Annotated in this window: 22 protein-coding genes and 1 tRNA gene; 9 read left to right on the top strand and 14 right to left on the bottom strand. The window is 40.5% G+C overall.

The genetic code is table 11. From position 1 onward, the window contains the following. Positions 1 to 381 precede the first annotated feature (381 nt). Positions 382 to 1,974, bottom strand: coding sequence for a 4Fe-4S binding protein (locus WAO84_RS06565; RefSeq protein WP_340064573.1), 1,593 nt, complete (start codon positions 1,972 to 1,974; stop codon positions 382 to 384). A 27-nt stretch (positions 1,975 to 2,001) separates the two neighbouring features. Next, on the bottom strand, positions 2,002 to 3,309 hold the full coding sequence (locus tag WAO84_RS06570; protein WP_340064874.1) for an NAD(P)/FAD-dependent oxidoreductase: 1,308 nt from the start codon (positions 3,307 to 3,309) through the stop codon (positions 2,002 to 2,004). A 314-nt stretch (positions 3,310 to 3,623) separates the two neighbouring features. Here WAO84_RS06570 and WAO84_RS06575 point away from each other — a divergent pair, with 314 nt between their 5' ends. Then, positions 3,624 to 4,637 (top strand): glycoside hydrolase family 113, encoded by a 1,014-nt coding sequence (locus WAO84_RS06575; RefSeq protein ID WP_340064575.1) that lies wholly within the window; start codon positions 3,624 to 3,626, stop codon positions 4,635 to 4,637. Positions 4,638 to 4,806: 169 nt separating this feature from the next. Here WAO84_RS06575 and WAO84_RS06580 read toward each other — a convergent pair whose 3' ends face one another. From WAO84_RS06580 to WAO84_RS06620, 9 genes are all read right to left on the bottom strand, one after another. After that, positions 4,807 to 5,505, bottom strand: coding sequence for a TIGR04283 family arsenosugar biosynthesis glycosyltransferase (locus WAO84_RS06580; RefSeq protein WP_340064576.1), 699 nt, complete (start codon positions 5,503 to 5,505; stop codon positions 4,807 to 4,809). A 5-nt stretch (positions 5,506 to 5,510) separates the two neighbouring features. After that, on the bottom strand, positions 5,511 to 6,221 hold the full coding sequence (locus WAO84_RS06585) for a DUF547 domain-containing protein (RefSeq protein ID WP_340064577.1): 711 nt from the start codon (positions 6,219 to 6,221) through the stop codon (positions 5,511 to 5,513). 154 nt (positions 6,222 to 6,375) lie between these two features. Next, the gene (locus WAO84_RS06590; protein ID WP_340064578.1) at positions 6,376 to 7,260 is read right to left on the bottom strand and encodes a sterol desaturase family protein; all 885 of its coding nucleotides are present in this window, start codon (positions 7,258 to 7,260) and stop codon (positions 6,376 to 6,378) included. 11 nt (positions 7,261 to 7,271) lie between these two features. Next, positions 7,272 to 8,240: an arsenosugar biosynthesis arsenite methyltransferase ArsM gene (gene arsM / locus WAO84_RS06595; protein ID WP_340064581.1), complete on the bottom strand. Its 969-nt coding sequence runs from the start codon at positions 8,238 to 8,240 to the stop codon at positions 7,272 to 7,274. A 1-nt stretch (position 8,241) separates the two neighbouring features. Beyond that, positions 8,242 to 9,057: a purine-nucleoside phosphorylase gene (locus tag WAO84_RS06600; RefSeq protein ID WP_340064583.1), complete on the bottom strand. Its 816-nt coding sequence runs from the start codon at positions 9,055 to 9,057 to the stop codon at positions 8,242 to 8,244. Further along, entirely contained in the window at positions 9,038 to 9,673 is a 636-nt protein-coding gene (locus tag WAO84_RS06605) for a TIGR04282 family arsenosugar biosynthesis glycosyltransferase (protein WP_340064584.1), read from the bottom strand. The genes WAO84_RS06600 and WAO84_RS06605 overlap by 20 nt, the downstream gene beginning before the upstream one ends. Continuing rightward, positions 9,666 to 10,166: a rhodanese-like domain-containing protein gene (locus tag WAO84_RS06610; RefSeq protein WP_340064585.1), complete on the bottom strand. Its 501-nt coding sequence runs from the start codon at positions 10,164 to 10,166 to the stop codon at positions 9,666 to 9,668. The genes WAO84_RS06605 and WAO84_RS06610 overlap by 8 nt, the downstream gene beginning before the upstream one ends. An 8-nt stretch (positions 10,167 to 10,174) precedes the next feature. Next, the gene (gene arsS / locus WAO84_RS06615) at positions 10,175 to 11,230 is read right to left on the bottom strand and encodes an arsenosugar biosynthesis radical SAM (seleno)protein ArsS (RefSeq protein WP_340064586.1); all 1,056 of its coding nucleotides are present in this window, start codon (positions 11,228 to 11,230) and stop codon (positions 10,175 to 10,177) included. A 33-nt stretch (positions 11,231 to 11,263) separates the two neighbouring features. Continuing rightward, positions 11,264 to 11,599, bottom strand: a complete 336-nt coding sequence (locus WAO84_RS06620; RefSeq protein WP_340064590.1) for an arsenosugar biosynthesis-associated peroxidase-like protein — start codon at positions 11,597 to 11,599, stop codon at positions 11,264 to 11,266. A gap of 257 nt (positions 11,600 to 11,856) precedes the next feature. Between WAO84_RS06620 and WAO84_RS06625 the strand changes: the two genes are divergently transcribed. Next, complete coding sequence (locus WAO84_RS06625) at positions 11,857 to 13,344, top strand: glycoside hydrolase family 32 protein (protein ID WP_340064591.1); 1,488 nt, start codon at positions 11,857 to 11,859, stop codon at positions 13,342 to 13,344. Between the two features lie 91 nt (positions 13,345 to 13,435). Here WAO84_RS06625 and WAO84_RS06630 read toward each other — a convergent pair. Further along, positions 13,436 to 13,508: transfer RNA gene (locus WAO84_RS06630), tRNA-Phe, on the bottom strand. 101 nt (positions 13,509 to 13,609) lie between these two features. On the opposite strand from WAO84_RS06630, the gene WAO84_RS06635 reads away from it, so the two are divergent. The 7 genes from WAO84_RS06635 to WAO84_RS06665 all read left to right on the top strand — a co-directional run bounded on the left by WAO84_RS06635 (position 13,610) and on the right by WAO84_RS06665 (position 21,235). Further along, positions 13,610 to 14,338 (top strand): type III pantothenate kinase, encoded by a 729-nt coding sequence (locus WAO84_RS06635; protein WP_340064594.1) that lies wholly within the window; start codon positions 13,610 to 13,612, stop codon positions 14,336 to 14,338. Beyond that, positions 14,339 to 15,601 (top strand): BamG family beta-barrel-assembly machinery protein, encoded by a 1,263-nt coding sequence (bamG, locus tag WAO84_RS06640; protein WP_340064596.1) that lies wholly within the window; start codon positions 14,339 to 14,341, stop codon positions 15,599 to 15,601. A gap of 19 nt (positions 15,602 to 15,620) precedes the next feature. After that, positions 15,621 to 16,994 (top strand): hypothetical protein, encoded by a 1,374-nt coding sequence (locus WAO84_RS06645; RefSeq protein ID WP_340064598.1) that lies wholly within the window; start codon positions 15,621 to 15,623, stop codon positions 16,992 to 16,994. Then, positions 16,994 to 17,557 carry an LPS export ABC transporter periplasmic protein LptC gene (gene lptC / locus WAO84_RS06650; RefSeq protein ID WP_340064600.1) on the top strand — a complete coding sequence of 188 codons (564 nt, stop codon included), beginning with the start codon at positions 16,994 to 16,996 and terminating at the stop codon, positions 17,555 to 17,557. Before WAO84_RS06645 ends, lptC begins: the two co-directional genes overlap by 1 nt. Before the next feature lie 8 nt (positions 17,558 to 17,565). Continuing rightward, positions 17,566 to 17,760, top strand: a complete 195-nt coding sequence (locus WAO84_RS06655) for a hypothetical protein (RefSeq protein WP_340064601.1) — start codon at positions 17,566 to 17,568, stop codon at positions 17,758 to 17,760. After that, the gene (locus WAO84_RS06660; protein ID WP_340064602.1) at positions 17,761 to 19,035 is read left to right on the top strand and encodes a hemolysin family protein; all 1,275 of its coding nucleotides are present in this window, start codon (positions 17,761 to 17,763) and stop codon (positions 19,033 to 19,035) included. 88 nt (positions 19,036 to 19,123) lie between these two features. Further along, the gene (locus WAO84_RS06665; protein ID WP_340064604.1) at positions 19,124 to 21,235 is read left to right on the top strand and encodes a peptidylprolyl isomerase; all 2,112 of its coding nucleotides are present in this window, start codon (positions 19,124 to 19,126) and stop codon (positions 21,233 to 21,235) included. A 54-nt stretch (positions 21,236 to 21,289) separates the two neighbouring features. Here the strand turns inward: WAO84_RS06665 and WAO84_RS06670 are convergent, their stop codons facing one another. Together WAO84_RS06670 and WAO84_RS06675 are read right to left on the bottom strand one after the other, a co-directional pair. Beyond that, positions 21,290 to 22,216 carry a GYDIA family GHMP kinase gene (locus WAO84_RS06670; protein ID WP_340064607.1) on the bottom strand — a complete coding sequence of 309 codons (927 nt, stop codon included), beginning with the start codon at positions 22,214 to 22,216 and terminating at the stop codon, positions 21,290 to 21,292. Then, the gene (locus WAO84_RS06675) at positions 22,216 to 23,538 is read right to left on the bottom strand and encodes a hydroxymethylglutaryl-CoA reductase, degradative (protein ID WP_340064609.1); all 1,323 of its coding nucleotides are present in this window, start codon (positions 23,536 to 23,538) and stop codon (positions 22,216 to 22,218) included. Before WAO84_RS06675 ends, WAO84_RS06670 begins: the two co-directional genes overlap by 1 nt. Between the last annotated feature and the right edge of the window lie 90 nt (positions 23,539 to 23,628).

Genomic DNA, 23,628 nt, shown 5'->3' on the forward strand with positions numbered 1-23,628 from the left:
ATCGGTCTATTGCCCGACCTTTTTGCTATTATTATACTTTTCTGCTTTGTGTAGTTCGCCTTTTTATAAAAGCCCACTATCTTTTATATTTACTATTGTGCAGTGCCCTTTACTTTTCAAATTTCTATTAGGCTGGCAAAAATACCAATAATTCTCTTTTACATGGCGAACATAAGGTCTTTCCTGTTTTTTTATTATTGATACCAACACCTTATCTTATTTTTTCAAACCATTCTCAAAATAGATATCCCTATAGGTTTTTTCCCAAAACGGGAAGATATTGTAGTAAAAAAAGCAAAAGTAATAAGGCTGGAAACCTAAAGTACATGAGTGTAACGGTATTGTTTAATACGTTTTCTACAGGCATATTCCTGACGAATTTTATTTATTATTGACAAGATCCATAAGATCTACATCATTTCCCAGAAGAATCTCATTACTGTCTATTCTTCCTTTCTGGCTGCCATTCTCCAGTTTTAATACACCTCTGGGACATACGGCAGAGCAGATACCGCAACCTACACAGGAAGAACGTACTATATTTTCTCCTTTTTGGGCATAGGCTCTTACATCAATACCCATTTCACAATAGGTAGAGCAGTTTCCGCAGGAAATACATTGCCCGCCGTTGGTGGTGATCCTGAATTTTGAAAAAAGCCGTTGCTGTAACCCTAAAATAGCGGCCATGGGACATCCAAACCGGCACCATACACGACTACCCAAAAGGGGATAGAAACCTACCCCGATTACTCCTGAGAAAGCCGCACCAATACCAAAGCCATACCATTCACGTAGTTTGTAGCTGCTTACAAACAAGATATTCTTATTGTTTGAAAAATAGTTTACCAATATAACTCCTGCAATTACAGCACCTATGGCACCCATAGTAAAAAGGGCATCCTTATCAAGTGCTTTTCGCTTAAAAATATAAATAGCACTCAGAAGAAGTACTAAAAAAACAACTACTCCCCAGATAAACTGGCTGGCGGTGATAATACTTAAGGCGCTGTTTTTTCCGTTTAAAAATGAATAGATTACTGCTATTGTCATGACAAATGCAAATACCAGTACCAGATGTATGGACCAGCGTTCAAACTTCCATACATTCATTTTTTTGCTGGAAAGCTGGCGAAAAGGATCGCCTGCTGTTTCAGCAAGTCCGCCACAGCCACAAACCCAGGAGCAATACCAGCGTTTTCCATAAAAATAGGTGAGTATAGGAGAGATAATGAAAATAAGGGCCAGGCCAAAAATAAGCATAAACATGCCCAGATTTCCACCGTTCAGGAGGTTTTTAAGGTGCCAGTCATAGAAAAAATCATAATCCAATGGCCACATGTTCTTCAGGTCTTTTCCAAAATAGGCTTTATCCGGATTCAGTTTTTCAAGTATCTCAGGTATCAGGAAAGCAAATCCCAATTGAAAGAACATGACTGAGAGGGTCCGTATCAACTGATAACGATTATGGCGGTACTTCAGAATAAATTTGTAACCCAAAGCGAGAATGGCAATGGTGTAAAGGGTACCATACACAAACCACTGGCTGGCAGCATGGCCATTGAGTACATAACTTAAAGGATCAAAAAAACCGATGATACCCGTATTGGCACCCTCTGAGGCAAGGCCCAGATATTGGGGAAACCAGTACAGTACTACGTAAAAAGCAGTAAGGACTATACCAATGATCCAGCCCCAAAAACCTGCATTCGATACGCTTTTAAACCATACACCATTATTTTTAATCCCGGGAGGGTGCTTAAGGTACAGACGATGGGAGTATAGTATCGTTCCTGCAAATATGAGTACTATGGAAAGGGTTAACCATAGGGCCTTATCGGGGAAATCAACATTTAAAAGGGCCAGTGCCATGATAAATAAACCGGAGATTCCCATAGCTAATGCTGCCTTTTGCACCCAGTCGGCTCCGGCAGGGTGTGGCTGCGCAACAGAAAAGCTTCTATCTATATTGTTCATTTTTCTTCTTTCGTTATAAGTTTGATTTTAGCTTACTCTTAAAGCACTTTTTTCGCGAAGGTGTTCTTTAAAAACAGCAATAATGGCTTTTTCATGTCTGGAAAAGAATTCGGGATCAAAGTTCGCTTTTCTCAAATTTTTAATTATATGATCTACCGTTCTTTTTTCCGTGAGCCAGGTATCAAAAACTTCATGGCGCATACGAATGCCAAAGGTATTTATTCCAAGAAATTCTTTGGTGTTTTTGTGATAAGAGATCCGAATACACTTTGTGCCATCGGGATGTTCCCAGTAAAACTGTTCCTCATATTCTTTGGGTTTGGCAAATACCCAGCCATAGGTCTGATATTCAATATCGAAAAATTTTGCGGAATTGAACCAATGTCCGGGATTATATGGAATACGGTTGTCGCATAGGGTTTGCGCTACGGTTTCTCCCATCATTCTTCCTGTGTACCAAACTGCCTCTACGGGTCTTCGCAAACCAATGGCTTCGCGTTGCTGTGCACAGTCTCCAATAGCATAGACATTAGGTATATTGGTTTCAAGATAGCGGTTTACGAGTACACCACGATCTGTTTCAATAGGAGAATCTTTAAGGAAATCAATATTTGGGGACACTCCTGCAGTGAGGCCCACTATCTGACATTCTATGGTGTCACCTTTATCGGTAACTACAGCACGCGCTTTTCCCTGCTCATCTGCCAGGATCTCTTTCAGGTTGGTTTCCAGCCTTAAGTCGATATGATGGTGTTCCCGGATATGGCGATTGATCAATTGGGATTCGCCCTGGGGAAGCACTCCGTTCCAGAAGCTGGTTTCTCTAACCAGAAAGGTAACATCAATGTCTCGCGATCGTAACATTTCGGCCAGTTCTATACCAATAAGCCCTCCGCCAACTATAACGGCTCTTTTACATAATGGGGTGTGTTTCTCCAGGTTGTCAAGATCCTGCTTGTGGTACATTCCCATAACCCCTTCGAGATCCTGTCCCTGCCATCCAAACTTATTGGGTTTGGAACCTGTGGCAATAATGAGTTTGTCATATGCCATTTCGGTCCCGTCTTCAAAATGTAATATCTGGTTATGGATACTAACCTGGGAAACCCATCCTTTTTTAAGCGCTATCTTGTTTTTTTTCCAGAAATGATCTTCATAGGGTTTGGTATGCTCAAATTTCATGTGCCCCATATAAACATACATGAGCGCTGTTCGGGAGAAAAAGTAGTCGGTTTCGTTAGAGACCAGAGTGATTTTTTTATTTGATAATTTCCTGATATGTCTTGCGGCCGTTACACCGGAAATTCCGTTACCAATAATAACAACATGTTCCATGGCTGTATTCATTTGTTGCTAAGTCGTCATTAAAGTTAAGAACTTATCCTAAAAACAACATTTTAAAATGAATCTAAATAATAAGCCTGTTTTTTTAGAGATCATAACTCTCATAGTATCTTGTTCTTACAGATATTCTAAAACGTATATTTAACTTTATAACCGCAGTAGTTCAATACACACGGCGTTAAAAATAAAAAGTGAGCAAGCCGGTTTTTCTGTAATTGAAGTGTAAGGTTCGTCAAAAAATATAAACAGGAATATGGTAATTTTTCAGAATTGCATTAATTTAGAAAACTACTACCGTATTCATTATGCGTAAAGCTATACTCTTTTTTACTACCACATTGCTGCTTTCAGGAATGTCCTGCTCTCCTAAAGACGTAACTAAAATTAACGGAATAAGTTTTGTGGGCTCACGAGATAAAATAGAAGCAGATGCCATTACTCCTGTAACAGAAGTGAATGCTAACTGGTCTGCGGTAATGCCTTTTGCTTTTTCGCGGAGCACTACCGAAAGCAACCTCATGTATAATGATAAAAGACAATGGTGGGGTGAGCGTGAAGAGGGTGCCGAAGAAACCTGCAGGTTATTAAAACAACAGGGTCTTAAAGTAATGTTGAAACCGCAGATCTGGATATGGGGAGGTGTATTTACCGGAACTATACGAATGAGTAACGAAAAACAGTGGCAGGCCTTTGAAGCATCTTACGAAGCATATATACTGGCCAACGCAAAGCTGGCTCAAAAAGTAAATGCAGAATTGTTTTGCATAGGTACTGAAATGTACGGTTTTGTTGAAGCGCGTCCGCAATTTTGGGAGCGTCTTATTCAAAAAGTCCGTAGCGTATATGATGGTAAACTTACGTATGCTGAAAATTGGGATTCCTTTCATAAGGTGCCGTTTTGGGAACAACTGGATTATATAGGTATTGATGCATATTTTCCCTTAAGTGAAACAAAAACACCGCAGGTAGAAGAATTACGGAAAGCATGGCAAAAGCACAAAGAACAAATTCGGAAAGTACAACAAACTACGGGTATTCCTGTACTATTCACCGAATACGGTTATCGCAGTATTGATTTTACCGCGAAAGAACCCTGGAAGTTTGACAGCGATAGCGGACAAATAAATACGAGTGCTCAAAATAATGCTCTGATGGCTCTGTACGAAGAATTCTGGCCCGAAAAATGGTTTGCCGGCGGATTTCTCTGGAAATGGTTTGACTACCATCACCGGGCGGGCGGGATTACCAATAAACAGTTTACACCTCAAAATAAACCTGCGGAGATTATTGTACGGGATTTTTACGGACGATGGCCATAACCATTATAAGTTGTTTCCGGAAAAAACGGATGCTTATACCTGATATGATAAAAAAACGGCGAAAAGCTTTCCGGGCAGGGTGTAATATACTTCTGTTAACAATAAATAATATCCTAATACAGAAAGCCCGAAGCTATATTATATTTAGCTGCCGAAAGGTGTTTTTGATTTATCGGGAAGCGATTTTTCGTTGGTAATATTTATATAGGGCATGTGGAGAGGCACCCATAAACTTTTTGAGGTGGATGACTGTAAAATAGAACTGGAGTTTCCAATACCCAATGGCTTCATACTTTCGTGCAGAAGTGATAACTGAATCTGGTAACACCGTAAAGCGTACTTTGTTCTGGTAGAGCCTTCCGGTGAACTCATTATCTTCATAGATCACATATAATTCATTGTAACCTCCCATTTTTTCAAAAAGGGCTTTGGTAATAAAAAGCGATTGATCGCCTCCGCGGCATACGGGTACGTTGAAGCGGGTGAACCATTGCGAAGCACGTAAAAGCGGGTGTTTATTATTAAAACGCAGTCTGAAACAACCTGCCAGATGTCCTTTTTTAACCGCATTTTGTATTTGGGAGCCATAATTTTCCGGCGGATAGGAGTCTGCATGAACAAAATAGAGGATTTCTCCCTTAGCGGCCCGGGCGCCTGCGTTCATTTGAAGGGCACGCCCTCTTTTGCTTTTTATGCAGCGTACCTTTTCAAATTTGGAAATACTCTCTTCGGTATGGTCACTACTTCCTCCATCTACAACAATAATTTCTTCCAGCAATCCTTCCCGGGTATTACTTTTAAGATATGGCAATAGCTTTTGCAGGTTTTCTGCTTCATTAAGGGCAGGTATGATGATACTTATTTTCAACTGTATTATTTTCCATTCAGGTCCCAGTCATAAGGAAGAAAAGAAACTTTACTGTTTTCCTTAATTGGGGTATCAAGATATTGATTAAGAAAATCAATAATACTGCCATTCTTTTTAAAATCTTTGGCAAACCATTTAAAAATAAGAGAAATTTCGGCACTATTCTCTGAAAAACGATTCTTTTGGGCATCCTTTAAAAAATCCTCTGTAGCCTGAGTGAGTTGTTTTTCGATATCCTGAGCAGTAAATGCGTGATTTTGTAGTTTAGGACATGAAAAAGAAGCGCATACAATAGCAAAATGAATTCGCGGTTCATCCATTTTTCGCAAAATACGATGTTCTACATCGTCCAGGTTAAAAGATTTACCGCCCAGTTTGAAAAAATGTTGTTTCCAGGGGTTTTTAATATCTTTTATACTTTTTACGGGATAGTGATTTAAAATAAGCTTTACTGTGTATGCATTGTAAACATTTATCCAGTAGGCAAGCTTATCTTCCCGGGAATGATAGCTCTGGGGTACCTGTTCTGCCAATGCATTAAGATAGCGGTCCAACCTGTCCAGGTCTGCCTGAAATCCTTTATAATTTACCACACCATCTGTTGAGACGTGTTTTTGAAGCAATGAATCCCAGATATGGTGAAGAGTGGACAGGGAAGAGGCGGTTGTATCAGGTTTTGGGTTTTCACGGTTTAGGGTGCCTGTATGGTTAGACATCGTTTGTATTACTGAGGGAGAAGGTAATGGTACTTTTTTTTCTGAAGCCAGAGTTATAGAACTGCTACATGCGCAAAATATGCATAACTTTAAAAGCCTTAAAAAGGAGTTCTTTTTCATGATTTTTTGCTTATATCTTCGGGACGGAACCTTGTTAATCCTTTTTTTTGAGTTGTACGGGATATAGTTCCTGTTCTAAAAATGAAGAAGGGAACGTTTCATCGCCTTCAAACCCCAGTTCTATATCTCTTCCGTCAAACGGAATATAGCTGGTTTTAAAAAGGTAATCCCAAATACTTAAAGTTAGTCCGAAATTAACACCGTACCTTACGGGTAGTTTTTTACTATGGTGCCAGATATGCATTTTGGGGTTATTGAAAATATACTTTAGAACACCATAATCCCAGCCCAGGTTTGCGTGATTAAGATGCCCTATAGCCAATGCAAAAAAGTGAACAAGAATAACGTCTTCAGCGGTATAATTCCCTAAAACGGCCAGCGCAATGTACAGGAACGATTTGTAAACCACCGGTTCCATCCAGTGATAACGGAGATGCGCAGCAAAGCCCATTTGTTTTACAGAATGATGTACTTTGTGAAAATTCCACAAAAAATCCACACGGTGCAAAAGTCGGTGAACATTCCATTGCACAAAGTCACTTATCACAAAAAATAACAAAAGACCGAGGGGTTTGGGAAGTTGGTTAGCATCAAAAAGGCTAAGATCTGTTAGTTCCCATCCTATGAGTGTTAACACGTCATTTAACAGGGTGGCGGTAACATTGGAAAGTGCAATGAGGATGATAAGATTTAAGAGGAAAAAATTGAAAAACATATAAAAGGTATCTAGCCAGAAGTCTTTTCTAAAAACCGGTTGATTTTTTCTCCAGGGGAAAAGAAGTTCCAGCCCCCATACGAGTAAAGAAACGGCAATGAGGGCATAGAAATAATTGTCCCACGAAGGAAATGAAATTTCATGTACCAGGTATCTATAATACCCTTTATATGATTTTTCTATAATATCGAGATACTTTTCCACGTGCACGGGTTTTAGCAGCATCCGCCACCATCATAGTGCCAGGTAGATTCTGATATAAAAATATCATCGCGTCCCAATGCGGCCAGGGCGGTAGCTGTTTTATCACAAATGGCTAAGGGTTGATTGTGAAGAAGCACATGCCCTTTTCTATCATCAAAATGATCATTGCTTCCAAAATAAATGGCAGCTTTTCCGGTAAAAATACAGGGGCCATCTTCCGGCATGGGATCTTTGATAGCGGCTACTTCAATAGATTCTATATAAATGAGCTCATTGGTGGCATAGTTTTTAGGGTCGAGTATCCGGTAAGGTTTTCTGGCTCTTATTTCAATGGTGCCAAATCCGGCATCGGTTAACATTTTTACATATTCTTTTATGGGCAAACTTCCGCTTAGGCAAAGTGCCCGTAACCGCTCGTCATTTCTCAGGGTATCGTTTATGGGCTGCTCGCAGGTGGGGTCGCTCATTACCAAGCGGCCATGGGGTTTGAGCACTCTGTACATTTCGGCGATCGCTTTTTTAAGCTCTTCGGCCTTAAAAATATTAAAAAGGCAGTTTTGTGCGGCTACATCTATACTGTTATCATCTACCGGAAGGTGAAGGGCATCCCCTTTTCGCAGTTCTATAAATTCAGGATGGAACCAATCGTTTTGCAAAGCTGCGGTTTCAAAGTTTTTCTGAGAGGCCTCCAGCATTTCATCAACAACATCTACGCCAATAACCCCGCCTTTTTGCCTTGAGAAATATGCAAATTGCAGGAGTTCCATACCCCCACCTACCCCTACATATACTATTTTAGGGTTGCGTACCAGATCTCTCGGGTGCACAGTGCTCCCGCAACCATAGTTCATTTCCTGCATGATTTTGGGTACGGAGAGTCCCGGCAGTTCCCAAATGGGATTGGTGGTACAACAAAGTCCTACATCGGGGGTAAGGGCGGCCTTTTTATATACATCTTTGGTAGTTTCCAGATACGACATATTATAGGGATTTTAAAAGTTCTTTAAAAAGGGTGATCATTTCAGGTTCTGCTTTGCCGGCTACTTCTATGATTTCCTGTACATTTACCGGTTTAAGGTTATCAGGGTCGCACTCATCTGTAAGCACGGAGACGGCCACACAGGGTATGTTAAGGTGGTTGGCTACAATTACTTCGGGAACGGTGCTCATACCCACTGCATCGGCCCCTATTATTTTAAGATATCTGTATTCGGCTTTGGTTTCCAATTGCGGACCCACGACGGAAGCATAAACGCCTTTTTGCAATACAATGTCGTGTTTATGGGCAATATCTTCCAGTTTTGCTCTTAATGAGGGGTCATACGGCTCACTCATATCGGTAAAACGCTCCCCGAATTCGGCCACATTTTTAAAGGCAAGGGGAGAGCCTCCCTGAAGGTTTATGTGATCTTCAATGAGCATTAGGTTCCCTTTTTTGAAATTCAGGTTAATGGCCCCTGCTGCATTTGATATAAACAAATGTTGTATTCCCAGTAAGTGCATAATGCGTATAGGGTAGGTAACATCTTTCAGATCATACCCTTCATATAAATGAAAACGCCCCTGCATTACAATTACTTTTTTGCCCTGTAGAGTACCGTAAATGAGTTTTCCGCTATGAAATTCTACAGTGGCAAGCGGAAAATGGGGTATGTGATTATAATGTGCCTCAATGGGGTTTTCTATTTCATCTACCAGTTTGCCCAGTCCGCTGCCCAGTACAATACCTGTTTCGGGAGCATCAAACCCTTTGCTTTGTAAATAGGCGGTAGTTTCTTCAAGTTGTTTTTGTGTCATGTTTAATAATTGGTTTTAAAAAGGGTCTGAATGCTTCCTGCCCTTTTATATCTTCATATACATCTACATCATTTCGGGTTTCCAGCAGTGCCACTTTTATATGGGCAAGATCCTGCAGGGTGTCTTTCAATACCCGGGAAGTACCCCATTGTTTATTTTGGAAAATGGCTTTGCAGGGTTTTTTTAGCCCTATTAAATAATAGCCACCATCTTGTGCGGGGCCAATCACTGCTTCATGAGTATCCAGCGCGGCAAAAGCTTTTTCCAGTTGTTCGGTATCCAGGTCGTACAGATCACTCCCTATTACGATCACTTTGTGATACCCTTTTTGGAATGCTTCATCAAAAGCATTGTACATACGTGCTCCCAGGTCGTCTCCCCGTTGGTCTTTCTTTACAAAAACATCCGGGTCCCATACATCTTCCGTAGGTTGTCCGCCGGCGTAATACACAAATTTATCAGCCTCTACATTTTGGGTAACGGTAGCCGTGTGTTCCAGTAAAAACAAATAGACTTTAAGAGCAGTTTCTTCTCCAATAGTTTTGGCCAGGCGTGTTTTTACCTTTCCTTTTATGGGGTTACGGGTAAAAATTAACAATGCTTTCCTGCTATTCATATACTTTTATACCTTTTTTTAAAAAAAGACCCCACACTCTTGAATAGGCATGTACTTTTAAGGTTTCTTCCTGTTTTTTATTTACCACGGGGTGTCCTGAGTTTACCCATTCAAAAATACCGCCATACAGATTTAATACATTTTGATAACCTGCTTTTTTAAGCTTTTGCGCAATTTTCTCACTACGCACCCCAATGGAGCAATACACCACAATGGGATCTTGTTTGCCGGGAAGGTGCTCGGTAAGTTGTGCCAGATTAAAATCATTGTAGCCGGCATATATGGCATTTTGCAGGTGGCTCACACTGTATTCCTGCCATTCACGAGAGTCGATCAGGGTATATTGTTCTTTATTGAGGCATAGTTCTTCAACGGAGATATAGGGGATATCTCCTTTATTGTAAAGGTTCAAAACTGTTTCCAGTGATTTTTGACTAAAAGCATTTCCCAAAACCAGAACAAAATAACAAAAAAGTAACCATTCTTTTTTCATACTGTTTTTTACGTTACGGTTCCCTGGCAGCTACTTCCTGCACCGGCTGTACAGCCATAACAATGTTGTGATATAATAATATTGCGATTTTGTAGCACCTCTTCATTGTATGCCGATATGTGTTTTACTTTAGAATTTACTTTCAGGCCCAGCATCTGGTTAAAATCGCAGTCGTAGAGCCACCCGTCCCAGCTTACCGATATGGTGTTGGTGCACATTACGTTGGTCACTGCAGAGGGATTAAACGCTTCTACCAGAGCATACATATAATCTTCATAATTGTCGGAAGCAATGAGATATTCCAGAAACCGGCTGATGGGTAAATTGGTAATGGCGAAGAGATGATTGAAATCGATATCAAAATCTTCTTTTAGGGCCGTTTTAAAATCGCGTTCCATCGCCTGTTGGTCTGAAGGCAAAAATGCTCCTGAAGGATTATATACCAGATCCAGTATGAGTCCGCTACCTTCCCGGCCATAGCCCACGGCATTAAGCATTTTAAGTGCTTTGATGGAAGCATCAAAAACACCGTCGCCCCTTTGTTTGTCGGTTTTACCGCGTTTGTAAAAAGGTAAGGACGACACTACGTGAATACGGTGTTTTTTAAAGAATTCAGGCAGGTCGTGATACTTTTTATTAGCTACGATGATCGTAAGGTTCGATCGAACGATGAAGTCTTTAATTCCCGCTTTGGCAGCCTCTTCTACAAACCATCGGAAATCTGGGTTCATTTCGGGGGCACCGCCGGTGAGATCGAGGGTATGTGCCCCGGTGTTTTTTATCACGTTCAGGCACTCCTGCATAGTTTCACGGGTCATGATCTCTTTGCGATCTGGCCCTGCATCTACATGACAATGGCTACAAACCTGATTGCACATATACCCTACATTTATTTGAAGGATCTCCAGTTTTTTGGGCTTCAGGGGGAATTGCCCCATAGCAGCGATCTTTTCTTTAAAAGTAGGCAACTCGCCATTAGCAAAAATCCCGTTAGAAAGGTATTCCAATTGCTTTTCCGTATTTGCCAGTTCATTTTTACGGGCTTTCAGTGATTTTACGGCCATATAAAGAGGGGCTTTATCAGGTATGTAATCCGGTTACATACTCAATTTATCATATTTATTCATCATTTGAACACCGTGTACCAGTGAAGCGCCGCTTCTTATTGCAGAGGCCACGTGTACTGCTTCCATCATTTCTTTTTTATCTATACCTCGTTGCAGGCCGTCTTTGGTATAAGCATCAATACAATAAGGACATTGAACCACATGCGAAACGGCAAGAGCGATCAACGATTTTTCACGGGCAGATAAGGCACCTTCTTCAAAAACTTTTCCATAGTATTCAAAAAAGCGGTTGCCAAGTTCTTCGTTCCACTCGGTTATATTTCCAAATTTTTTAAGGTCTGCGGGATCGTAATATGTTTTTTGCATAGTAAATTAATTAAAGGCCTAAATATACTCAATCCGATACGAATACTTTTCAGTTTGACGTAGCTAAATAGCATACTTTACACAAAGCCTTCTTTTTTTAACGATACATTAGTAAAACAGATTTTAGTAAATTGGTGATGAATATATAATTTACCCTTGTTTTTGTAGTAAATGTATTTATGTTCAACCTATTTGTAAAATAGATCTAATCTGGTAATACATCTGTTTTCGGGTGTATTTATGGTTAAATACAACGTATGTCAGATTCGAAAAAAACAATAGTCAAGACTTACCGGGAAAAGTATCGGCCTCAATTTCATTTTTCACCTTTGGAAAAATGGATGAATGATCCTAACGGACTGGTATATCATCGTGGGGTATATCATTTATTTTATCAATATTACCCTGAAGGCGTTGTATGGGGGCCCATGCATTGGGGGCATGCTGTGAGCAGAGATTTGATACATTGGGAACAGAAAGCCATAGCTCTGTATCCGGATGTACATGGATGGATATTTTCGGGCTGTGCCGTGGTTGACATACACAACTCTTCTGCATTGGGGACACTACAGAACCCACCTCTGGTAGCCGTATTCACCTATCACAATGAAGAGCGTAAGAAAAAAGGATTTACCGATTATGAAACGCAGGGGATCGCGTATAGTGTGGATAATGGGGAAAGCTGGCAGAGCTACAAGCATAACCCCGTGCTTGCTAATAAGGAAAGTATCAAAGATTTCAGGGACCCTAAAGTTTTCTGGTATGAGAAAACACAGAAATGGATCATGGTACTGGTGGCTGGAGACCATGCCCGTTTTTACAGCTCAGAAAACCTGATCACCTGGAACTATCTAAGTGCATTTGGTTATGAGCAGGGGGCGCATGGAGGTGTCTGGGAATGCCCTGATCTTTTTCCGTTACCGGTTTCTATAACCGGAGAAGAAAAATGGGTACTCCTTATAAGTATTAATTCCGGTGCGCCCAACGGAGGCTCGGGCACACAGTATTTTATTGGAGATTTTAACGGGGAGGTCTTCGTGTCGCCCCAAACAGAACCGCAGTGGCTGGATCATGGTACAGATAATTATGCTACCGTTACTTTTAACAATGTTCCTGACGAAAAACGCATTTGTATAGGCTGGATGAATAACTGGAACTATGCCGAAAAAGTACCCACCCACCCGTGGAGAGGTGCCATGACACTCCCCAGAGAATTGTCTCTGCAAGAAATACGCGATACCTGGTTTTTATGCAGCTATCCGCTATCGGCTTTTGAAAAGCTTAAAGATACAGTGCATACCGTACGTAAGAAAGTGGAAATTGTAAAAGCTTGTGGTTTTGACGGATCTTTTAATCAATGTGAGGTACGGTTTCATACTACTGGGCAGGATTTTGTAATAGAATTTTCCAATGCGGAAAACGACATTTTTTTCATAGAATGTAACCGAAGAGAAAAGCGATTTCATGTTAATAGAACACAGGCGGGCCAAACCGGTTTTGCAGAAAGCTTTGCAGAGGGGCCTCATACCATGCCCATACCACTTTTACCGGAAGGGGCTATTGAGATACGGATTATTTTGGACTGGTCATCAATTGAGATATTTTTAAATAAAGGACAGTATGTAATGACTCAGCAGGTTTTCCCACGATCTTTTTTTACCAGGTTACAATTTAAAAACCGGGATACAGCTCAGCCTTTGCAAATTATAAACCTGATGCATTATAAAGTGAAGTCTGTGCGGTAGGGTGGTAATTTTGGTTTTTTTAGGGTGAGACACAAATATGAAATAAAAAAACCGCCTCATTAACCAAATGAGACGGCTTCTTTTCTTAACGTGGTACCTCCAGGAATCGAACCAGGGACACACGGATTTTCAGTCCGTTGCTCTACCAACTGAGCTAAGGTACCAGTTGCTTTCAATAAGGCTGCAAATATAATTTCAAATTTAATATAACCAAAAGAAATTTGAAAAAAATCGGTTTTGTAAATTTACAACTTTTAGTCAAATCATGAATCTTGTTATTGATGTAGGGAATACATTTACCAAAATAGCAGTCTTTAGTGAAGGTCTGCCGGTATTTGAACAACAAATCCACCCTGAGGCTCTTCGGGAAACTGTGGCTGTTATTTGTGAACGTTTTCCGGTGTCAGCCGGCATCCTGGCTTCGGTAGGAGTACCGGTAACCCCTATGCCTGCTTGGAATGTTTCTTTGCAAAAAGTAATCGTGCTTAAAGCTGATACTCCGGTGCCTTTTACCAACAAGTATCATACACCACATACTCTGGGGGTTGACCGTATAGCGCTGGCAGCAGCGGCCGTATCTACATATCCGGGAAAAAATGTACTGGTCATTGATGCAGGCACCTGCATTACTTACGATTTTGTGAATCGGGAAGGCGAATACCTGGGAGGAGCCATTGCTCCGGGATTGCAAATGCGTTATAAATCATTACCTCAATTTACGGCTGGCCTGCCTTTGGTGGATCATCGTCTTATTCCGGAAGATTATATAGGTACTACTACGCAAAGTGCTATTTTATCAGGAGTGTATTTCGGACTGGTTAACGAAATTAATGGGGTAATTGCCGAATATTCAAAAAGATTTATAGATTTAACAGTTATTTTAACAGGCGGGGATATGCAAATTTTGTCTATAAAGTTAAAAAGTACCATATTTGCCAATCCTAAATTTTTATTAGAAGGTCTGAATTACATTTTAGAATACAATAAACACTAGATGATTAGAAAGTTTTTTATTGTGATGGCACTGGTTTTTTGCTCATCCGTAAAGGCACAACAAGGATCAGCTTCTCCATATTCTTTTTTTGGTATTGGTGAGTTGCGTTTCAGAGGAGTAGCAGAAAACCAAATGATGGGGGGAATAAGTGTTTATGCAGATAGTATAGGCCTTAATTTACGAAATCCGGCAACGTATGCCGGCCTTAAATATACAGCTTACTCCATTGGAACTTCGTATGCCTCTTTTAATTTTACCTCAAATACCAGTTCTGAAAATACAGAAACGTATGCTTTTGATCATCTTGCACTGGGATTTCCGCTTAGTAAAAAAATGGGAATGGGTTTTGGTATCGTACCTTTTACTTCTGTAGGATACAGACTTTCCTTTTTAAACGACACTCAGGAACCCAACGTGTTTGATCGTTTTTCAGGAGAAGGAGGTGTGAACCGTGTTTTCGTGTCTTTGGGTTATGCTATTACCAGGAACCTTCATTTTGGTATTACCGGTAACTATGATTTTGGCCGCATTGAAAACCGTGTGGTAAGGGCAACAGAGGGGGTGCAACTGGGAACCCGGGAGATCAACAGCTCTCAACTGCGGGGTTTTGATATAAACCTTTCCCTTAACTACCAAACAAAAATCAATGATAAGCTTACCGGGTATGCCACTTTTATATTTTCACCCGAGGCTGATCTCTCATCAGAGAACGAGCGAGAGTTTTCTACTGTTACCTTTCTGAGGGACCGCGAAGTGCCTAATGAAACCCAACAGGTAGATCTTGATGCCCTGGGATTAGCGAGAACAGACCTTACCTTACCTACGGCTGCCACTTTTGGGCTTGCCGTGGGAGAACGCAATAAATGGTTCTTTGGTGCTGAATATGAATTAAAAAAAACTAGTAACTTTGAAAATCCCTTTCTGGATATAGACCGGATAAACTATGAAGATGCTACCCGGTTCTCTGCCGGAGGGTTTTTTGTGCCACAATTCAATTCTTTTTCAAGTTATTGGAAAAGAGTAACTTATAGGGCGGGAATTCGTTATGAAGAGACGGGTATCCGCGTTAATAATTTGCCTGTAAATGACTTTGGCATTACTTTTGGATTAGGTTTACCCCTGGGACTTTCAAAAGTAAATGTTGGTTTTGAGGTAGGACGAAGAGGGACCACTTCTGCCAACAGAGTTGAAGAAAATTATTTTAGAGTAAACCTGAGCCTGTCTTTAATAGACCGATGGTTTGAAAAAAACAAATATCAGTAACAACATAAAATTCAAAGAGATGAAAAAGAAGTTAGTAATGTTTTTGTTCGGTTTGGGAGCCGCGACTGGCGTTGTTTTCAGTCAGGCCCAGAACCCGGAGTGTATGACTAATCTTTCTATCTTTTCTGAGCATGCAAAAGTAAAAAACTATGATGCAGCCCTTGAGCCTTGGAAAATGGTGAAAGATAACTGTCCTGAACTACATGTGGCAACCTATGTGTACGGCGAACGCATATTAAAAGCCAAGATCGAAAAGGCAACAGGAGCCGATAAAGATGCATTTATAGATATGCTTTTATCAGTATATGATGACGGCCATAAGTATTTCCCAAAGAAATTTAGCTTTGCCGATGCCGCTTCTGATAAGGCGATTTTAATGTATGATGAAAAAATAGGAAGTGATGAAGACCTGTTTACTTTATTAGATGAGGCTTTTAAAAAAGATCGTTCTAATTTTCACAATCCCAAAGCATTGTACCTGTACTTTTCTGTGTTGGTAGATCTTCATAATGCCGGTTCCAGAGATCTGCAACTGGTGTTCGATACCTACGATGAAGTAACAGAAAAGATTGATGAAGAAAAGAATAAGCTGGCTAATAATATAGATGCCCTGCTGGCTAAAGAAGAAGCGGGTACATTAAGTTCTAAAGAAACCAAAAGGCTTAAAAGAGATCGTACCAATTCAGAATCTTATGAAAAAATAAGCGGTAGTATTGATGCCAAACTGGGGAATCTGGCAGATTGTGAAAAACTGATCCCGCTGTACCAGAAGAACTTTGAGACCAAGAAGGATGATGCCGTTTGGTTAAAGCGTGCAGCCGGAAGAATGGATGCAAAAGAATGTACTGATGACCCTCTGTTTGTACAACTGGTAGAAGCCCTCCACGCCCTTGATCCTTCGGCAGATTCGGCCTACTATCTGGGATTACTGAATGATAAAAATGGAAAAAGTTCGGAAGCAATTAAATATTACAATGAAGCTGTTGAGCTTCAGACCGATAAGTATAAAAAAGCCAAAATACTTTACAAAATTGCTACAAAACTTAAAAAGAGAGGTCAAAAAAGCAGTGCTTACGGGTATGCTAAAAAAGTATTACAAAACCAACCCTCCATGGGGGCTGCATACCTGCTAATTGCAAGTTTGTATGCAGATAGTGCCAATGAATGTGGTTCTACACCTTTTGAGAAAAGGTCTATATATTGGAAAGCGGCAGAATATGCACGCAAAGCAGGCAAAGTAGATCCCTCCATTGCCGATAAAGCAAAAAGTGCCGCCAATAGCTACAATCAAAGAGCACCCAGTAAGCAGGATATCTTTACTCAGGGTATGTCTGGTAAGGTAATTACCTTTTCATGCTGGGTAGGAGGAAGTGTTACGGTTCCCACCCTGTAATGACACCTTTTTATAAACATATTTTTAGATACATTGTCACGGTTTTTACTGTGACAATGTTTTTTTCATGTGAAGGCAATATAAAAGACGTTAGAAACATTACGGCCAATAAAAAATTCCCCGAAGGGGTAGCCGAAGATTTTTTCCTGATCTATACAGATTCAGGTCGGGTAAAAGCAACCCTCACCAGCCCGTTAAATGAAAACTTTTCTAATCAGGTATTTCCTTATCAGGTATTTCCTAAAGGCTTAAAAGTGAATTTTTTTGATGAAGAAAATAACAAAAGCACCATTACGGCAGATTACGGGATTATTTATTCTCAAACAAATTTGATAGATTTACAGGGAAATGTGGTGTTGGAGACCCATGACGGGAAACGACTGGAAGCACCACAGATCTATTGGGATCAAGATAATCAGTGGATTTTTACCGAGAGTACTTTTGTTTTTACCAATCCCGAAGAGGGTAATATTATTAACGGAGAGGGTATAGATTTTAATAAGAACTTTAGTGTGGCCAATGCCCATAAAACATTTGGTGTCATAGCCATAGAAGACAAATAAAACATAACATGAAATTTTTCAGGATTTTTGAGATTGTGTATCTTGTAATAGCCGTAATATCTGTAATAGAGGTAGTAAAAGGCTGGGAGCAGGATCGTAATCGTGCATATATCTTTCTGGCATTTGCCGTTGTATCCATTTTTATGTTCTTTTTCAGACGGTACTACCGCAAAAAATTTGAGCGGCGTAAAAATCAGGAATAAATGGATCTTTCCATAGTTATTATTGTAACGTCTCTGGTGCTATCTGCCTTTTTTTCCGGTATGGAGATCGCATACGTATCCTCCAACAAAATACATATTGAGCTGGAAAAGAAACAGCAGGATTGGCTGGCCAGAGTACTTACGCTCATAACTAAAAAGCCTTCTAAGTTTATCGCCACTATGCTGGTGGGTAACAATATTTCTCTGGTAGTTTATGGTTTTTATATGGGAGAGGCCATTATAGCCTGGTTGTTCCCTGAATACCAGTCATTCAGCCAGAAGCCTTTTCATGTTATTACCTGGCAAACAGTTATCTCAACACTGCTTATACTGCTTACGGCAGAGTTTCTTCCCAAAGTGTTCTTTCAGATATATGCTAACACATTCCTCAAATTGTTTGCCGTTCCGGCATATTTTTTTTACTGGTTGTTCACACCCATTTCTGAATTTGTTATCTATGTGTCCGATTTTGTATTGAAGATCTTTTTTAAAAGCAAAGGCGATCGTATCCAATTGGCATTTAGTAAAGTAGAGTTGGGAGATTATATTTCCGAACAAATGGAATCTGTAAACGATGAAGATGAAGTTGATACGGAAATACAAATATTCCAGAATGCCCTGGAGTTCTCTGAGGTAAAAGCTCGGGAAGTGATGGTTCCCAGAACAGAGATCATGGCCGTAGAATTACATGAAACCCCTGAAACGCTTACCGGATTGTTTACCAAGACCGGATATTCGAAAATACTGGTCTTTAAAGACACTATAGACGATATAATAGGGTATGTGCATTCTTTTGAATTGTTTAAAAAACCCAAAACCATCAAAAGCATGTTAATGCCGGTAGAATTTGTGCCGGAGACTATGCTTATCAATGATGTTTTAAATGTTCTTATCAAAAAGCGAAAAAGTATTGCTGTAGTTCTGGATGAATACGGAGGCACATCGGGTATTATGACAGTAGAAGATATTGTGGAGGAACTTTTTGGAGAAATAGAAGACGAGCATGACTCTATTGAGCTTACCGATGAGCAGATAAGCGAGAGTGAATTTATATTTTCGGCAAGGCTCGAGGTTGATTACGTGAATGAAGAATATCGTCTGGATCTGCCCAAAAGTGAAAATTATGAGACCCTGGGTGGGCTCATTGTACATCAATTAGGAGAGATACCCGAAAAAGAAGAGGTCGTTACCGTAGGTGCTTATAAATTCACCGTAAAGGAGGTGAGTAACACTAAAATAGAAATACTGCATTTAAAAGTGTTGGACGACGCGTAAAAAAAGCCTTAATTTAAACGCAAACAGGTTTTTATTGTTCCAAAAAAATGGTATTTTCGCCAACTGAATTTTATAAAAGTAATGACAGATGGCAATTCTTGAAAAAATAAGAAATCGTTCGCTAATCCTCATTCTGGTAATTGGTATGGCACTTTTCGCATTTGTAATATCAGACTTGTTCCGAAATCAGGGTTTTGGTACTTCCAAGTCGGTAATAGCAGAGATCAACGGTACAGACCTTAAGATAGATGATTTCAGACAACGTGTAGAATCGCTGTCCAGGGCTTATGGCCCTAACACATCTACCATTCAGGTAGTAAATCAGGTATGGAACCAGGAGCTGAGAAAAACACTGCTTTCCGAAGAATATGAGAAATTAGGACTGGGTGTGGAAAGAGATCAGATCATAAGTGTGGTAAAAGCCAATCCGTCTTTTGCGTCCAATCCAACTTTCCAAAACGAAGCCGGTCTTTTTGATGAAGGTAAGTTTATAGAATTTATCGCCGATCTTAAAGATAACGACCCTCTTCGATACGAACAATGGAAACAACAGGAAACAGCCCTTATTGAGGGAGCCAGGGAACAAATGTACTTTAACCTTATAAAAGGGGGGATGTTCTCAACACTTCAGGAAGGTGCTCAGTATTATCGTTTTCAGTCTGATAAAATTGATATTAAATATGTACGTGTGCCTTATACCAGTATTCCCGACAGTGCGGTTACCGTAACAAAGAAAGAGATCCAGAGTTATATCAATTCTCATAAGTCTGATTTTGAAGAAGAAGCCTCCAGAGATATACGTTATGTGCTTTTTGAAGAAAAACCTTCTCTGGAAGATGAAGAAGAAGTTAAAAACCGTATAACAGCTTTACTGGATGACAGCGTAGAGTATAATAGCACTACCGGAAAAAATGATACTATTCCCGGTTTCAGAAAGACTACCAATCTGGAAGATTTTGTCAACCGGCATTCCGATGTCAGGTATGATTCCAGCTATATCGCTAAGAAAGAACTTCCTGCTATGTTTGCCGACACCCTGTTTAATCTCGCGGTTAACCAGGTATATGGCCCGTATAAAGACGGCAACAATTATAAGATATCGCGTATGGTAGCCAAACAACCTGAAGGTTCGGTGAAGGCAAGCCATATTCTTGTCGCATATGAAGGGGCTGCCCGTGCAAACCCCGATATAAAAAGAACAAAAGAAGAAGCAGAAAGCAGGGCTCAAGAACTTCTGGCGCAGGCAAAAGCCAACCCTGATGCTTTTACAGAGCTGGCACGTGATAACTCAGACGGGCCATCAGCACCCCAGGGAGGAGATCTTGGATACTTCGAACAGGGTGATATGGTAAGCAGTTTTAATGATTTCTGCTTTAATAACGGTGTAGGAGCTATAGGACTGGTGGAAACCGATTTTGGTTATCACGTGATTCGTGTAGATGATAAAAGAGATATTGTTTTTATTGCTACCGTATCTCAAAAACTTGAACCTTCTGAGAAAACCAGTAATGAGCTTTTCACTAACACCACAAAATTTGAAATGGCGGTGACAGAGGGTGATTACGAGGCCATTGCGAAAGAAAGTTCATATGCCATAAGACCGGTGAATAAAATTAAGGCAATGGATGAAAGCCTTCCCGGTTTAGGCAATCAGCGTGCTGTTGTGCAATGGGCCTTTGAAGAAGATAGAAAAGTAGGTGACGTAAGCAGATTTACCCTTCCTAACGGATATGCCGTAGTGCAGGTAACCGCTAAAACTAAAAAAGGAGTAATGAGTCCGGAAGAAGCCTCTACCCGTGTGATCCCTATTCTTAGAAAACAGAAAAAAGCAGCAAAGATCATAGAAGAAAACAGTTCGGTAAACTCTTTGGATGCGCTTGCCAGTGCCAATAATGTACAGGTAAATGCAGCTTCCGCCATAACCTTGAGTTCACCTACCATTGCCGGAGCAGGAAGAGAGCCAAAAGTAATTGGAAAAGGTTTTGGATTAAAGGAAAATGAAGTTTCAACACTCATAGAAGGTGAGAGCGGGGTCTTTATGATCCAGGTAACCAAAAAAGACAGTGCTGTAGAACTGGATAATTACAGTACTTTTGCCAACACGCTTAAAACCAATATGCGTAACCGCGTGAATATTGAGGTTTTCAATGCACTTAAGGAAGCAGCTACTATAGAAGATAAAAGAGCTGAGTTCTATTAATGATCTTACATAAAATAATATAATATTCTGAAAAAGCCTTTTAAAAGGCTTTTTTTATAAGAGCATATCTTTAAAAGGAATGATGGTTGTGTAATCACGATCAGTAAAATACTTTTGAGAAGTATTTTCACCGGTAACCAGTATAAAATCCCCTCCCCAGGCGCCGAGGCTTTTTATGGTTCCCCCGGTATAGCCATCAAAAAGCTGTTTTTTTATAGTGGGTAACCCCAGTGCACTTGAAATCAGGTTTTCATGTTCCTGAAGTAAAACTTCAAAATCGTTGAGGGTACTGCATTGTAGTATGCTATTGGTTATCGAAGTTATCTTACGCGCCAGTTCCTTTTTATCGGCTCCTGTTTTACGATATTGTAAAATACCTTCTCTACTGTTTTGTTTTTTGTTTAGATGCACAAAGAAGAGTTTATCCCGAAAAGAAGGGGAAAAGGCTACTTCCTTAACAGAAGGCTTTCCGTTCTTGATCTGGTAGGTGAGTGGGTATGTATGGTTGGCACAGGCTATATCATACCCGCTACCCGGAAAACTCTCCCAAAGTAAGCGGTAAGGGTCAACTTCGGCCCATAGTGCAATATTGTTAATGAGAGTAGATGAAGATCCCAGTCCCCAGTTTCTTGGGAAAGTAAGGCGAGTGGTTACCTGATATCCGTTTGTTCCGGAAAGGAACCGGGGGTTTAGGTTTCGGGCTGCTCTCAGTACATTTTTAAGCGTTCGGGTTTCGGGCTGCTTGTCTGCAGCCGTCTCTCCATCCCTGTTTTCTTTTGAAATATCAACAGGGAGTTGTACCGTGTACCAAGTTTTGTTTTCATGATCAAGGCTTTGCCATGAAATACAGTTTTTTTTCTGTTCTTTAACTTCCAGAAACTGCCCAAAACGTACGGGAAACGCAAGGCTCAGGGCGCCATCAAGCACGGCGTATTCTCCCGTTAGCAATAGTTTTCCGTTGCTGTAGAATTTTTTTAGCATCAGGCTTTTTGGCGTATGCGGTTAAATTCGTTTACCACCAGGCTGTGGCTTACCGTTTTATCTTTAAAAAAGTTTACAAAATACGTTTTTTCTTCTTCTGTGGCTTCAAGCTGATTAAGTATATTGAATAAATGCATTTTCATATGCCCTTTCTGTATCCCGGTGGTAATAAGGGAGCGTATAGCAGCAAAGTTTTGTGCCAGCCCGGCTACGGCAACGATCTGCATAAGTGTTTTTGCTCCCGGATTTCCAAGCATTTCCAAAGCCAGTTTTACCAGAGGGTGCAGTTGTGTGAGTCCGCCTACGGTTCCTAAAGCCAGAGGGATCTCAATAGAAAAAGTGAATCTTCCATTCTCTGTACAGGCTTTGGTAAGACTGGAGTAGGCTCCGTTTCGGGCAGCATAGGCATGAACTCCGGCTTCTACCGCCCTAAAGTCGTTCCCGGTAGCCAGTATAACGGCATCAATACCATTCATGATGCCTTTATTATGAGTGACTGCACGATAAGGTTCGTGGCAGGCTATATTTACGGCCTGCACAAATTTATCGGCAAATTCCCTGGGGGTTACACTCTCGTCTTCATTTAGCTGGTCAATGTCGCAGCTTACAGAGGCTCTCACAAGGCAATCGGGAACATAATTGGAGAGTATGCTCATTACTACCTCTATATTTCTTTCTTTCTCTAAAAAACCGTTATAGGAAGAGGCTTCATTAACCAGGGTTTTTGCCAGTTGTTCCAAACAGGAATTTATAAAATTGGCACCCATGGCATCCAGAGTTTCAAAGGTGCAGTGCAACTGGTAGTATCCCTGTATTTTGTCTGTTTTATTACGCAGTTGTATATCAAGTAACCCACCTCCTCTTTTTTCCATATTTGCCGTAAGCGGGGCCAATGCTTTTTTTAGCAATGGCTTTACATATTCAAAAAATATGATCAGTTTTTCCGAAGCGCCTTTGAACATGAAGTGAACCTGCCCTATTTTTTCAGTACTAATAACCTCTGCGGTAAAACCGCCCCGTTCCTGCCAGAACTTAGCTGCTTTACAGGCAGCAGCTACCACAGAACTTTCTTCTATAGCCATAGGTATGGCATATACATGGCCATTTATAAGAAAATTAGGAGCTATCCCGAAAGGGAGGTAATAATTGGTTATGGTATTCTCAATAAACTCATCGTGTAAACGCTGTAGCCGGGTGTCCTGATTCCAGTATTGCCGTAATAGGTTTTTGGCCTTTTCCGGGTTCTCAAAATAGTTTTCGGCCAACCATTGTATTTTTTGATCTTTAGTGCGTTTAGAAAAGCCTTCTACAAATCTGTTCATCTCATTCCAGGATTTCGCGAAGTGCAAAGATAGCAAATATGAAAGCTATTGCGGTTTGCTCTTTTTTGTGCGATTTATCATATAAATACT

It is taken from the genome of Ascidiimonas aurantiaca, from assembly GCF_037646345.1.
Taxonomy (GTDB): domain Bacteria; phylum Bacteroidota; class Bacteroidia; order Flavobacteriales; family Flavobacteriaceae; genus Ascidiimonas; species Ascidiimonas aurantiaca.